14 protein-coding genes are annotated in these 13,813 nt (G+C 61.5%); 1 reads left to right on the plus strand and 13 read right to left on the minus strand.

The window, feature by feature from the left end; all coding sequences use genetic code 11:
• Nucleotides 1–458: 458 nt before the first annotated feature.
• The 3 genes from FYJ31_RS03430 to FYJ31_RS03440 are packed head-to-tail and all read right to left on the minus strand — an operon-like array spanning nt 459 to nt 3,921.
• Entirely contained in the window at nt 459–1,106 is a 648-nt protein-coding gene (locus tag FYJ31_RS03430; RefSeq protein WP_032744394.1) for an HAD family hydrolase, read from the minus strand.
• A complete protein-coding gene (recN, locus tag FYJ31_RS03435) occupies nt 1,103–2,896 on the minus strand; it encodes a DNA repair protein RecN (protein WP_154535983.1) in 1,794 nt (597 codons plus the stop codon). The genes FYJ31_RS03430 and recN overlap by 4 nt, the downstream gene beginning before the upstream one ends.
• Nucleotides 2,896–3,921: an NAD kinase gene (locus FYJ31_RS03440; protein ID WP_154535984.1), complete on the minus strand. Its 1,026-nt coding sequence runs from the start codon at nt 3,919–3,921 to the stop codon at nt 2,896–2,898. Before FYJ31_RS03440 ends, recN begins: the two co-directional genes overlap by 1 nt.
• Nucleotides 3,922–4,202: 281 nt before the next feature.
• Here FYJ31_RS03440 and FYJ31_RS03445 point away from each other — a divergent pair, with 281 nt between their 5' ends.
• Entirely contained in the window at nt 4,203–4,880 is a 678-nt protein-coding gene (locus FYJ31_RS03445) for a hypothetical protein (protein WP_012578152.1), read from the plus strand.
• Here the strand turns inward: FYJ31_RS03445 and FYJ31_RS03450 are convergent.
• From FYJ31_RS03450 to FYJ31_RS03490, 10 genes are all read right to left on the minus strand, one after another.
• Nucleotides 4,862–5,635, minus strand: a complete 774-nt coding sequence (locus FYJ31_RS03450; RefSeq protein WP_195839430.1) for a TlyA family RNA methyltransferase — start codon at nt 5,633–5,635, stop codon at nt 4,862–4,864. The genes FYJ31_RS03445 and FYJ31_RS03450 overlap by 19 nt on opposite strands.
• Nucleotides 5,636–5,740: 105 nt before the next feature.
• Complete coding sequence (locus FYJ31_RS12420) at nt 5,741–5,887, minus strand: hypothetical protein (protein ID WP_007051152.1); 147 nt, start codon at nt 5,885–5,887, stop codon at nt 5,741–5,743.
• A gap of 4 nt (nt 5,888–5,891) precedes the next feature.
• A complete protein-coding gene (locus tag FYJ31_RS03455) occupies nt 5,892–6,932 on the minus strand; it encodes an HAD-IIA family hydrolase (RefSeq protein WP_012578154.1) in 1,041 nt (346 codons plus the stop codon).
• Nucleotides 6,933–6,940: 8 nt separating this feature from the next.
• Nucleotides 6,941–8,713, minus strand: coding sequence for a tetratricopeptide repeat protein (locus tag FYJ31_RS03460; protein WP_154535985.1), 1,773 nt, complete (start codon nt 8,711–8,713; stop codon nt 6,941–6,943).
• Nucleotides 8,714–8,740: 27 nt separating this feature from the next.
• Complete coding sequence (gene tyrS, locus FYJ31_RS03465; RefSeq protein WP_154535986.1) at nt 8,741–10,063, minus strand: tyrosine--tRNA ligase; 1,323 nt, start codon at nt 10,061–10,063, stop codon at nt 8,741–8,743.
• Between the two features lie 125 nt (nt 10,064–10,188).
• Nucleotides 10,189–10,956 carry a putative ABC transporter permease gene (locus tag FYJ31_RS03470; RefSeq protein WP_154535987.1) on the minus strand — a complete coding sequence of 256 codons (768 nt, stop codon included), beginning with the start codon at nt 10,954–10,956 and terminating at the stop codon, nt 10,189–10,191.
• On the minus strand, nt 10,953–11,486 hold the full coding sequence (locus FYJ31_RS03475) for an HD domain-containing protein (RefSeq protein ID WP_081292559.1): 534 nt from the start codon (nt 11,484–11,486) through the stop codon (nt 10,953–10,955). The genes FYJ31_RS03470 and FYJ31_RS03475 overlap by 4 nt, the downstream gene beginning before the upstream one ends.
• Nucleotides 11,487–11,643: 157 nt before the next feature.
• Complete coding sequence (locus FYJ31_RS03480) at nt 11,644–12,000, minus strand: rhodanese-like domain-containing protein (RefSeq protein WP_154535989.1); 357 nt, start codon at nt 11,998–12,000, stop codon at nt 11,644–11,646.
• 56 nt (nt 12,001–12,056) lie between these two features.
• Complete coding sequence (gene thiF, locus FYJ31_RS03485; protein WP_154535990.1) at nt 12,057–12,866, minus strand: thiazole biosynthesis adenylyltransferase ThiF; 810 nt, start codon at nt 12,864–12,866, stop codon at nt 12,057–12,059.
• 76 nt (nt 12,867–12,942) lie between these two features.
• Nucleotides 12,943–13,812, minus strand: a complete 870-nt coding sequence (locus FYJ31_RS03490; RefSeq protein WP_077424121.1) for a thiazole synthase — start codon at nt 13,810–13,812, stop codon at nt 12,943–12,945.
• Nucleotide 13,813: the final 1 nt, after the last annotated feature.

Raw genomic sequence — 13,813 nt, forward strand, 5'->3', positions numbered from 1 at the left:
GCAACGCGACACGATTATGATTCTGAATCATTGTTTAATCCTTTGACTTTGTGAAATTCAGCGAATCTGTTGAACTTCTGTATAGAAGTTATTCTGTTAATCGACGTTTGAGAAGTAGTCATGTAAACGTCACAATGACAAATGCGCGACGATTCCTGGGTCTGATGAAAGATCTTGGTGCTTGGCTTTCAGAGTCTCTCCTCATTTTTTCAATTGTTGTATGTCGTTTCCGTGCAACAATACAGCACCGAAACACAGCCAGCGCCTACAATGGCCTCGGAAAGGGGGACTTATGCCGAACAACGCCGTTACGCTACACCACACCGAACCGACCGATTATCCGGAACAAGGGCGAGGAACTGGAGCGGCAGCGGTTTGAGGCGCAACGGCGGTCGGATAGGATCGCGCGGCGGTAGGGGCTTCATATATGGCTCCCCTCAGGGAGGGGAGCCAGTTTTTTACAACACCCGTGGGGCGTTGTGGAAATCGAAGAGGACGCCGTCGGCGAGCCGGCAGATTTCGGGCCAGTCGGCCGCGGAGGAATCGTCGTGCATGGCCCAGACCGTCATACCGACCGATTTGGCCGATTTCATGGCGACCAGCAGGTCCTCGAACACCGTGCAATCGGTAGGTTTGACGCCCAGACGTTTAGCGGCAAGCAGATAGACGTCGGGCTGGTCCTTGCCGACGTCGTTCACATCGTCAACAGAGACGATGTCATCGAATAGCCCGAACATGCCCACATGCCGCAGCGCCGGTTCACGCAGGTGCGGGGGCAGCGAGGTGGCGACGCCAAGCTTGACGCCGGCGGCCTTCAGGTCGTGCAGATAGCCGAGCGCGCCCGGCTTGGCCTCCACCGTGGTGGAGTAGGCGACACTGGCCATGTCATCCCACTCCTGCATAAGCTCCTCGGGGGTATCTTTCAGGCCGAATCGCGCGATGGTGTATTCGGCGATCTGGCGAAACTGCATGGCGGAGACCGTGGTCGTGTAGTCGGGCGGAACCGCGATGCCACGCTTGTTGAGGAAGTCGATGTCGACTTGGTCCCAGACTCCCATGGAGTCTAGGAGGGTGCCGTCGAGGTCGAATATGGCGGCTTTGGTCATAGGACACTTTCCTTCAACAGTTCTCGGGCGTGGTCCAGTGAGGCTTCGGATTCGCTGCCGGAGAGCATGCGGGCGATTTCGTGGACGCGGGTTTCGCCGTTGACTTCGGCGATGGTGGTGACCACGCCCAAATCGTCGTCATCGGCATCCGGCGGCTCCTTGGTGACCACGAACTGCGCGTCCGCCCACGAGGCGACCTGCGCCAAGTGGGTGACGACGATGACCTGCGCGCTGCGGGCCAGCCGCGCCAGACGTTTGCCCAGTTCGACCGCGGCCTTGCCACCCACGCCGGCGTCAACCTCGTCGAAGATGAAGGTCTGGTCGGCACCGCCGCGCGTGTCGGCGGCCACCAGCTCCAAGGCCAACATCAGTCGACTCAGTTCACCGCCCGAAGCGCTTTTGCCCATCGGCAACTGCGGCGACCCCTCGAACGGCGTAAACAGGAACGCGATATCGTCGCGACCATACGGACCGAGCGGATTATCGGCCTTGTCTCGCGGCGTGACACGCACTTCCAAGGAGGCGCCCAGCATGGCGAGCGAGCCAAGTTCTTCAGTGACGCGCGCGCCCAAGTCGGCAGCGGCAGCCACGCGCGCGGCGCTCAGCACGTCGGCGGCGGCGAGGGCCGCAGCGTACAGCGTCTGCCGTTCGGATTCGAGTTCGGCGACCTTTTCCGGCGAGGCGTCCAGATCCTCCAGATCGAACGCCGCCTTGTCCCGCCAAGCGAGCACGTCGGCCAAGGTGGGGCCCCACCGACGGGTGAGGTCGCCAAGCTCGTGGATACGGCCGTTGATCTGGTCCAGATCCTCCACGCTGCCTTCGTCGCCCAGCTCCTGGCTCAGGGCGAACACCACGTCGCCCAAATCGGCATTGATGGATTCAAGCCGATCGGCCTGCTCGGCGAACGTGCCGCCGACGCGAATCGCGCGCAACGAGGTCACCGCATGATTGATGAGTTCCACGGCCGAAGCGCCGTCGGCGGCATCCACATCCACCTGCGAGGCATCCAGCGCGCCCAGCGCCGAACCCACGCCTTGGGCGATGTCGGCCGCGTTTTCGATGCGTTCGCGGCGCGCCTTCAGCTCCTCGTCCTCCCCCGGCTGCGGGTCGGTGCGGTTGATGTGGTCGATGGATTCGCGCAGATAGTCGGCCTGTTGGCGGGCGGAGGATTCCTGCGAGCGCAGGCGTTCCAACCGCTCATCCATAGCAGTCAACGCATCCCACGCTTTGCGGTAGGCGGCCAGTTCGGCTTCGTCCCCAGCCACCCGGTCCAGAAATTCGCGCTGCCGTGCGGAAGCCGCGATTTTCAGCTGATCGGTCTGGCCATGAATGGTGACCAGTTCGCCGGCGATGGCCCCCAGCACCGAACGCGGTACGGACTTGCCGCCGAGCACGGCCCGCGAACGGCCGGAGGCGCGTACGGTGCGGGACAGGAACAGTTCGCCGTCTTCGGGATCGACGCCTGCGTCGTGGGCCTTGGCCACGGCCGCGGCAGCACCGGTGAGCCCACTGTCAGAATCGTCAGCGTCACCGGTATCGTCAGTGTCACCAGAATGTTCAGAGGTCACGGCATCATCCGAGAGCGCGAAAATCGCCTGGGCCCAAGCCTCGTCCGCCCCGGCCGAGACGCGCGAGGATTCGGCGGCCCCACCGGAGACCAGTCGGATCGCGGAGAGCAGCATGGATTTGCCGGCGCCGGTCTCACCGGTGATGGCGGTCATGCCTGCGGCCGGCGCAATGGCGGCTTCTCGAATCGGCCCCAGATTGCGGATATCGAGTTCTTCGAGCATCAGGCTCCTGCCTTGCCGTCGCGTTCGCCCGGCTTGTCGGGATCGGTACCAGCGACGCCAGCGACACCAGCGTCACCGGCAACGCCAGCCGCATACGCGGCCGCCGGGAACGTGTGCCCGTGATGCAGCGGCTGGCTCGAGGCCTCGTTGCGCGCGTGCTCGCGCCAACCGACCACGGGCAGATCGAACTTGGAGACCAGACGGTTGGTGAACGGCACGCCGGAGAGTCGAGCGAGACGCAAAGTATCGCGCGATTCACGCACCATGACGCGCGTACCCTGCGGCAGGGCGCGCTGGCGGCGGCCATCGCAGCAAATCCAGCCTTCGGACATGGAATCGTCCAGAATATCGATGGTGAAGGTCGAACCGGAGCCGATGATCAGCGGCCTGGCGAACAGGGCGTGCGCGGCCAGCGGAATCAACTGCAGGGCCTTGACGTTCGGCCACATGACCGGACCTCCCGCGGAGAAGGCGTAGGCGGTGGAACCGGTGGGCGTGGAGACGATGACGCCGTCCGCGCCGAACGAGTTCATCTCCACATCGTCCACGCGGATGGACAGTTCGACCATCTTGCCCCGGTCGGCGCGTTCCAGCGTGATGTCGTTCAGCGCCCAATCCTCGATGGGCTTGGTGGCACCGGGCAGCCAGACATCCACATGGGCGATCATGCGTTCGTCGATCGAATAGTCGTGGGTGGCGACCCGGCGAATCGCCTCGTCGATCTGGAAGCTTTCGAATTCGGCCAGGAAGCCGACATGCCCCATGTTCACGCCGAGAATCGGCACCTGGGTGCAGTGGACGAGTTCGGCGGCGCGCAGAATCGTGCCGTCGCCGCCCAGAACCACGACGATTTCGGTGTCGTCCGACACACACGGCGGCCGCACGCCGAAATCAGGGGCCTCGGTGTTGTCGATGATCGTGACCTCAAAACCGGCCACACGCAGCTGGCTCACCGCCTCGGCCACTACGGTTCCGGTCTGCCTGAGCCTGGTATGCGTCACCACCACCGCGTTGCGCTTGGCCATGGCATCCTCCTGTCGATTCGGTCGCACTGCTCATTATTCTAGCCGCAGACACCGTCATCAGTCGTACAGGTGTTCGAAAAGTGCTGCTTCGTGGCGCGTCGCCGGCAACGTTCCACAGAGCCGATTATCGTAAGGCTTCGGCATACAATGGCATACAGCCGTGCAATCACCCCCCCATCTGCTCACATCGTGACCGATATAACCCCCTCAACATGGATGCGCTCATTATTGTGGCAATAAGCCATAAAGCTGTACGTCCATATTGAGGGAGTTTTATCATCATGGGCAAGCATACGCAGAATTGCACGTTGATAGGCAAAGGAGTCTACGGCACCATAGGAGTAGACCAACGTTCCCGTCTTGCCGATGGCGCGCATTTTCACACCATGATTGTGACCAGCACCCTCGAGGCCTCAGTTATAGAAGGGGACAACCTGGTCATCAAGAGTGGCATTGTGCGGTGTGATGGTGATATTCGCGTATCCGGCATCAGTGGCAGCGGCGACATCGAAGTCGGCGGCGACATTATCTGCGATGAAGTAACCTTTACCGGCAAACTACGATGCAACGGCGATATCGTCTGTTCCGGAAATCTGTCCGTCAATGGCTCCCTGCAAGACCCCCGTCATATTAGCGGTCAGACAGTTCACTTGAACGGTGTGCTGAAAGGTCATGACATCAACAGCAGGGCGCTGGAAGTTCATCCACTGCGCAGTACGATGTTTTCTCGTTTTGATATGGATGGGTATGAGGATGGCAGCACGGTTCGCCATATCACAGCCGTCACGGTTGAAGCCAACCATCTGCAATGCCAGACTTTGACGGCGGACTCCGCCATGCTACGCAACGGCAGTGCGGTGGAAAGCGCCACGTGCGCCACCGCAATAGGCATCGACCGTACCTCCAGCGTGCTGCTGGTGAACGGAGACTGCCAACGCATTCATCTCAAGACAGCGTAAAGCAGGTATTCCTCATTACCGTGGGTGCCGATGATGGGACTATCGGCAGTGGCCACCACGTCAAGTCCGTGCTGTTCAGCACAGGCGACCACGTCGTGTAATGCCCGCTCCCGCAATGCCGGATCTTCAACGATGCCGTTTTTGCCGAGTCCTGCCCGGCCGACCTCGAACTGCGGTTTGACCAGTAACACAATCTGCGCACCGGGAGCCGCGATGCGCGCGATTATCGGAATCACATAGGTCAGGGAAATAAAGGAGACATCGGAGACGATCATCGCCGGCCGGTAAGGCAGGTCGTCGGCCTCAACTTCGCGAATGTTGACGCCGCTCATTTCGATGACGTGCTCGTCATTGGCGATGCGCGGGTCGAGCTGGCCGTGGCCGACGTCGAGCGCCACGACTTTGGCCGCTCCCCCACGCAACAGTACGTCGGTGAAGCCACCGGTGGAGGCACCGATGTCCAGACATTCCAAGCCTTCCGGCCCGGTAAGGCCATTGCCGGCAAAGGTTTCGAACGCGCCCAAGAGTTTGTAAGCGCCTCGGGAGACGTAGTCGTCGCCCTTATCCACGGCGAGTTCGCTGTGCCCGGCTTTGACCATGAACGATGGCTTGGTGATGGTCTCGCCGTCCACGCGCACATGCCCGGCTTTGATGAGTCGCTGCGCTTTGGCTCGCGATTCGACCAGTCCCGAAGCCACGAGCATCATGTCGAGTCGGTCAAGTGGGGTCGCGGAATCGATATGTTGCTTGGTCATATACCTTCCTTCCGACCCACCATCTACCAACGGGGTGGCTCGGCATGGAGCCACCATCCAGCACTTCACGTCATCTTCCGCTGGCGGGAGAATGAATCACCTCTGCTAGCTGCGGCTGTTATCAAGCTCGTGTTGTAACGATTCCAGCACGTTGCGATAGGTCTCAAGCTTGCGGTCGTTGTCTTGTTCATCGATATCCGCAAGTTCGGGGTATCGCTCGGTGACCGGCGCGTGTTCGCTATCCGTAGGCATAGGACTATGCCTCGACGGCGAACACAGGTACCGTGGCCTCGCTGAGCTGTGCGCCTTGGTCGGCGGCTTCCCATGCGGCGCATACGGCGGCGCGCAGGCCGTCCATACTGGTGGGGTCGCTGACGTGTACCTGGCCGTTTTCAAACCAAGCGCTAGCCTTGCGGCATTCCCAAGTACCGCTCTCGTCGCGGACCGGCTCCGGTTGGGCTTCGCCGAGTTCACGCAAATCAAGGGCGATGAATGTGGGCCTCAGGTGTGCCGGAGCCAGCATCAGTTCGGTCGGGTTGGTGACACCGGTCAGCACCGCCAGCGAATCGTAGTCACCGCGGTTACCGGCCTCGATATCGGTGTCGAGGCGGTCGCCAATGGCGATGGACGCCTCCTTGGGCACCAGATCGTGGCCTTCGGCGGCGTTCAGTTCGCGGGCCTCATCGTACATGTACGCTTCCGGCTTGCCAGCGGAGGCGACCGGTTCGACGCCGGTGGCCGTGATCACGGCGCGAATCATCGATCCGCAACCGGGGGCGATGCCCAGTTCACGAGGAATCGTCAGGTCACGGTTGGTCACGAAATACGTGGCTCCGGCCTCGACCGCGAACGCGGCGTCGGCCATCATCTGCCAGGTCATATCCGGATACCAGCCCTGAATGACGGCCTGTGGGCGGTCCTGCGGGCCGTCCACGATGGTCAGGCCGTTGCGGGTGACCTCATCGCGCAAATGCTCGGCGCCCAATACCTGTACGCGCGCGCCGGCGGGCAACGCCTTGGCCACCACACGGGCGGCCACCACCGAAGAGGTGATGACCTGCCACGGCTCCACGTCCAAGCCGAAGCCCTTGAGCTGGTCGGCCACCACGTGCTGGAAGCGCGAGGAGTTGTTCGTGGTGTATTCGATGGTCATGCCGGCGGCTTCGGCCGCACGAATGGAATCGGCCGCGTATTCGACCGGATTCTTGCCGCGATACACCACGCCGTCGAGGTCCAGCAGCGCAAGCTGATAGGCCTCGGCGAGCGGGCGATCGGTGCCTTTGAGGAAACGGGTCATTACGCCGCTCACTCCTCGGTTTCGGTTCCGGGTTCGGTGGAGTCGGAGTCGGCGGCTTCGGCGGAATCGTCAGCCTCGGCGTCATCGGCGGAATCGGTCTCGGTCTCGTCGGCCTCATCAGACTCGGCATCGCCGTCTTCAGCCTCGTCGTTCTCATCGCCGTATTCCTGCTCCGGATCCGGGGCGTACTGCGCCTCGTCCGGATCGATGCCAAGCTTTTCGAGCACGTCGGAGTCGTCGGTGATGTCTTCGAGATCGTGGTCAATCACCACGTCGTCGCTGTTTTCGTCAATCTCCTCGTCGGCATACTGATCCTCAAGACGGTCCAGCAGGTCGTTGAGCTGCTCGGCTTCCTTGCTGCGGCCGGCCTCTTCAAGGAAGTACTGCTCGGCCTGCACGGCACGCATGCGGTACTCACCCGGCAGACCCTGAGAGCGGCCGACGGTGTGGACCACTTCAATGGCCTTGTCCCACATCTCCAAATCGCCAAGGGCACCGGCGTACACCAGGAACATCTCGACCTTGGGAGCGCCATGCAGCTGCTTGCCCTCATCGGACAGCGCCAGTTCCACGGCCTTCTTCGGCTCTCCGACGCCACGCTCGCAGTCAGCGATGAACGGCAGGTAGTCGAGGAAGCCGTTCATACGGTAGGCGGTGCGGAACTCACGCAGGGCCAGCTTGTAGTCGCCCTGACGGTAGGCCACGAACGCGAGCGTCTCGCGGGCAAAGTCGATGCGGGAGGCCTGACGGGCCACCCACTTGGCGTGCTCCAAGGCAAGTTCGGGGTCGCTCTCCTCCAGCGCGAAAGCGGCGAGGATGTGCAGACCAATGTTCTCCGCGTGCTCCTTGGACAGGCCGCGCAGACGTTCGCGCTCATCCTTGGACAGCATCGACCATTCCATGCCCTTGGGCATCTTGGGCTCGTCGGGACGACGGTCGGTGTACGGGTTCTGCGAGGGGAAGCTCATCGTGCCGTCGGAGTTACGGCGCGGACGCCTCATGTATTCAGAGCGCTTCTCCTCACGGTACTGGCGCTTCTCTTCCTGCGAAAACTCGCGGAATTCGCCGTCACGACGGTTGTTGTCGCGGCGATCGTCACGGCGGAAGTCACGACGATCATCGCGGCGGTCGTCCCTGCGGAAGTTGCGGCGGTCGCCATCACGGCGATCGTCGTCGCGACGGAAGTTGCGACGCTCACCATCGCGGTGGAAATCACGGCGATCGTTATCCCTGCGGTCATCGCGACGGAAGTCACGGCGGTCATTGTCACGACGGAAATCACGACGGTCCCCATCGCGACGGTCGTCCCTACGGAAATCTCGGCGGTCGTCGTCGCGGCGGAAGTTGCGACGCTCACCATCGCGGTGGAAATCACGGCGGTCATCGCGGCGGAAATCACGACGATCGTTATCACGGTGCTGGTAGCGCGGATTCTCGCCGTTCTCGCCTTCGTGGGAACGGTAGCCGCCTTCGCGGCGCGGCTTGAAGCCTTCGCCGTCGCGGCGCGGACCATTGCCGCGGTAACCGCCCTTGTGGAAGCCGCCGGACTTGCCGTACGACTTGCGGTAGCCGCCTTCGCCATCGCCGTCGCGGCGCGGCGCGTAGCCCTCGCCATCCTCACGGCGACGCGGCTTGAAGCCCTCACCGTCATGACGCGGCTTGAAACCGCCCTTGCCGCGCGGCTTGAAACCCTTGCCGCCGCGGTTGCCCGGTCGGCGATCGCCATACCCCTTATGGCCGCCGCCGTAGGACTTGCCGGAACGCTCGTTACCTTCTGCCATTACTTGTTTTCCTTAATTCGTTGTTGATTAACGGTTTTCCACGGCGCCGAGCGCCTTCTTGCCACGACGGATGAGCGCGAAGCGGCCTGCCAGGAAGTCGGCTTCGGCCAGCACCTGCTCCTCATCCTCGATACGGTTGTTGTTGAGATACACGCCACCGGACTTGATGGCGCGGCGTGCCTCGGAAGCGGACTTGAACAGTCCGGCAGCCTGGGCGGCGTCGATTACGCGATCGCCCGGCTTGGAGACGGGGAAGGCGTGCTCGCCGTTCTCGTCGACCACCTTGAAGCCGTCGAGCACGGATTCCAGCGTTTCCTCGTCGATGTCTTCGAGGTTGCCACCGCGGCCGAACAGCGCACCGGAAGCATCGATGGCAGCCTGTGTAGCAGCCTCGCCATGCACGAAGCTGGTGACCTCCCAAGCGAGGGTCTTCTGGGCCTCGCGCTTGCCGGGGTTGGTCTTGGATTCATCGACCAATCGTTCGATTTCGGCCTTGGGCAGGAAGGTGAACGCCTTCAGCAGGCTTTCCATCTCCACGTCCGGGCGGTTGATCCAGAACTGGTAGAACTTGTACGGGCTGAGCATCGTGGCGTCGAGCCAGACGGCGTTGCCCTCGGACTTGCCGAACTTCTTGCCGGAAGCATCAGTGATGATCGGGCTGGTGAACACGTTGACGTCCACACCGCGCACCTTGTGGATCAGGTCCAGGCCGGAGGTGAGGTTGCCCCACTGGTCGGAGCCGCCGAGTTCCAGCGTGCAGTGGTATTCGTCAAACAGGTGGAGGAAGTCGTTGCCCTGCAGCACCTGGTAGCTGAACTCGGTGAAGGAGATGCCTTCCTCAGAGTTCAGGCGGCGGGCGACCGTGTCCTTGGCGAGCATGGTGCCCAGACGGAAGTTCTTGCCGACGTCACGCAGGAAGTCGATGACGGTCATCGAGGCGGTCCAATCGTAATTGGACACGAAACGTACGGCGTTCGCGCCTTCGGTGTCCAGAATGCCGCCGATCTGGTTCTTCAGACGATCGGCCCAGCCGGCCACCACGTCCTTCGGGTTGAGCGTGCGTTCGCCGGACTGGCGCGGGTCGCCGATGAGTCCGGTGGCGCCGCCGACCAGGGCGATTGGATGATGGCCCGCAAGCTGCAGGTGACGCATGTTGATGAGCTGCACGAGGTTGCCGATATGCAACGATGCAGCGGTGGGGTCGAAGCCGCAATAATAGGTGATGGGCTCGCCGTTCAGTGCTTCTGCGAGTCGATCCCGGTCCGTGGACTGGGAAATCAACCCGCGCCATTCCAGTTCCTCAAGCAGGGTGTTGAAACCCGCTTCCTTGAAGTCGGTGACGTGAGCCATAGCTTGTCGCTTCTCCCTATCGAATTGTGAATGAGACTGCCCAATTGGGCACAGTCAAGTTTCGCAGAACATGGCGACAGTGCCGAACACCAGCCGAGCCGCGCGATTCAGTAAAACGCCTTATTCTAGCGGCGCGGGCCCATAAGTTCGCGCAAAGAGTCGATGATGTCCTGACGATCCGGCACCTGGAACTTCGGGAAGGACTTGAGCATACGCTTCTGCTGTGCGTTGATGACGCCATTGACGGCCCAGCGCAGACGCTCAACCGTATCCTGCGAAAACTCACGCATCCTGTCGGATACCGCACTGGAGCCACGCTGCCACGTGCCACCGGCGCGGGCCGCCACATCCTGCACCACCTGAGCGACGGAATCGAGCACCTGCTCGAATTCGAGCATGCCCGTAACCGTGACCGCCAAGTCGATGATGGTGATCAGAGCCAGTACCGTGACCAGCGTATGCAGCATCGGCAGCGGAATCATATCCGTGACCCGCTCGACATATGGCTGCGAACCAAGTACCACGCCCACGCCGCCGAGGCCGAAAATCAACGCGCCCAGCAGGCAGACGCGGCCTTGGAGGTTGAAGCGGAAGTTCGAGTAATCCCACCAGCGGGCGTGGAACAGCTGCTCCATGACCCATGAGGTTGTGTATTCGAGTATCGTGGCGCCCACCATCGAAATCAGGAAGATGATGATCGGGTTATGTACGTTGCCGAGAATGGCGACGGCGAGTATCGCGCCGGTGCCGTAGATCGGGCACAGCGGGCCGTTGAGGAACCCTCGGTTGACCAAGCGGTGCTGTTGGCAGGAGACGAGAATGGACTCGTACATCCAGCCGACGAAACTGTAGAACAGAAACCAGAGGAAATAATGTTCGAGTGTGGTGATCATCGACGGGCTTCGATCTCGGCGTAAGGCTTCGCGGCGGGCAACGCGCGCTTGTTGAACCGGTCGAACGAGAAGGTCTCGGCGGTGGCGGAGCATTTGTCCGCCAAAGTGACCAGATAGCCTTCGATATAGCGCGGCGGCACCGGGGTCATCGGGAACATGTGGTTCTCGATGCTGTTGCGTTCGATATCGTTGAGCTTGAAGTCCTTCAGGGCATTGACCAGGGCGGCGTGGCCATGGGTGAAGCCATGCCACTGGTGTTCGCCGTTATCCCAGTCGTGCCAGTCGTACAGGAAGTAATCGTGCAGGAGGGCCGCGCGAATCAGGGATTTGAGGTCGACGCGGTACCACAGGTGTGCGCGGTCGGCCATCCACACAGCCAGGCAGGCGACACGCACGGAATGCTCGAACGTGGTGACGCTGCCATGCTGGTAGCAGCAGCGTTCGATCTGCATGTGCTGGTGTTCGATGACCTCACGGCCGTACTTGGCGACCAGGCGTTGAATCTGCGTCCGAGTGAGCAGATGTCCCACGGTTTCGACCCTCCGTTCGGGTTGGTTCAGTGCAATCCCTTGTTGTGAATCACGATTGCCCGACGATATTCAAGAATCCATCGAGTAATACCGTGACCGATTGTAGGGCACACGTATGTCCGTGCACACTCATCCAAAAGAACGACAACGGGAACCGTTAATCATGGTGGGTTTCAAGATAGTCGAGATAACCCTGAAAACCGCCATCTAGGCTTGCTACATCGTAACCGCGATCGGCAAGGATTTCAGCTACTTCCTCGCTCCACCATCCTTGAGCACAATAGACTACGACAGTTCGATCTGTGGGCACGGTTTTGAGCACATGGGCCAGAGGGTCGAGTGGTGCATTGATGGCACCTTCGACCGGGTGGGCGGCGAAGTCGGCTGGTTCCCTCAAGTCGAGCAGCGTGACCGTATTCGGGTCGAGCTTGGCAAATTCCGCCGGCGTGATGCGGCAGTACGATGATTCACTGCTCTCATCGTCAACGACCGCATTATGCAAGGCAATAGGCATGTTCTTCCCCTCTCGTTCTGATCTTGGCTCCCCTCAAGGAGGGGAGCCACATAGCTCTAAATCGCGCAGGCCGGCTGAATATAGTTGGCCGGATCAATAGCAGTAATGGTCGGCTGCTCACCGCACACCGGGCAATCCGGCACATGCTTTGGCAGTGGGACCCGTCGAATATTCATGGTCAGCGCATCCACGGTGAGCATGCGCCCCACCAACGGCTCCCCCACGCCGGCAATCAACTTCACGGCTTCGGTGGCTTCCAGACTGCCGATCACACCGACCACCGCGCCCAGCACGCCGGCTTCCTTGCAGGTCGGAATCTCACCGGCGGCGGGCATGTCGCGGAAGATGCAGCGGTAGCAGGGGCCTTCGCCGGGAATGACGGTCATCACCTGACCGGCGAATCCGACCACTCCGGCATGGATGTACGGCTTGCCGGCCAGCACGCAGGCGTCATTGATGAGGAATTTTGCGGCGAAGTTGTCGGTGGCATCGATCACCAGATCGTACGGTTTGATGAGGCCGGCGATGTTGCTCGCGTCGACGAGCTCGTAGTAGGCATCAACCGTCACATCCGGGTTGAGCGCGCGGATGGCTGTGGCCGCGGATTCCACTTTGGGCGCTCCGACACGTGCGGTGGTATGGATGATTTGGCGTTGCAGATTGCTCATATCCACCACATCGCCGTCCACCAGTCCGATATGGCCGACGCCAGCCGCCGCCAGATACAGGGCGGCCGGAGAACCAAGCCCGCCCGCTCCGATGATGAGCACGCTGGAGGCCAGCAACCGCTTTTGCCCTTTGACGCCCACGCCCTTCAAAATCAGATGGCGCGCGTACCGCTCCACCTGTTCATCAGTCAATGCCATGTTTTCTCCATGTTTCCAGCTCCCCTCAGTCCGCTACGCGGCCAGCTCCCCTCAGAGAGGGGAGCTAATAAAAGTGTCAGTGCAAATACCCCGTAGTCGGGCTGGACGGCACAGCCTGTCCCTCGGTCACCTTGCCAAGGCCAGACAAATACGCCGCACGACCGGCATCGATGGCGTGCTTGAACGCCTCAGCCATCAGGGGGATATTGCCGGCAGAGGCAACGGCCGTGTACGCCATCACCGCATCCGCACCCATCTCCATCGCATCGCAGGCCTGGCTCGGACGGCCGATACCAGCGTCGATGATGACCGGCACATGCGCGTTGGCGATGATGATTTCGATGAAGTCACGCATGCGCAGGCCCATATTGGAGCCGATCAACGAACCGAGCGGCATAACGGCAGCGGCACCGGCCTCCTCCAGCTGACGGGCCGCAATCGGGTCCGGGAACATGTAGGGCATGACCACGAAGCCTTCCTTGGCCAGCATCTCGGTGGCTCGGATGGTTTCGGCGTTGTCCGGCAAGAGGTACTTGGTCTCGTGTTCGATTTCGACCTTGACGAAGTCGGTGTGGCACACTTCGCGTGCCAGTCGGGCGATACGCACGGCTTCCTCAGCGTTGCGCGCGCCGGAGGTGTTGGGCAGCAGCGTAATGCCTTCGGGAATGTAGTCGAGCACGCTGTTCTCGGTGGTCTGCGCGCGGCGCAGTGCCATGGTGACGATCTGCGTGCCGGCATGTTCGACCGTGGCCTTGATGAGGTTCAGGTCGTAGCGGCCGGAGCCCAGGATGAATCGCGACTGGAACTCGTGACCGCCCAAGTTCAGCGGCTTGTCTTTCACCGGGAGAATCGGCGCGGCGGTGCCGACCGGATTGGTGACGGCGGGCTGCGGCGGCAGCGGAGTCGCCTCAACAGATGCTTCAGTAACCGGATTAATATTGCTCATA

Source organism: Bifidobacterium sp. WCA-178-WT-4B (assembly GCF_009696495.1).
In the GTDB taxonomy this organism is placed as follows: Bacteria; Actinomycetota; Actinomycetes; order Actinomycetales; family Bifidobacteriaceae; genus Bifidobacterium; species Bifidobacterium infantis.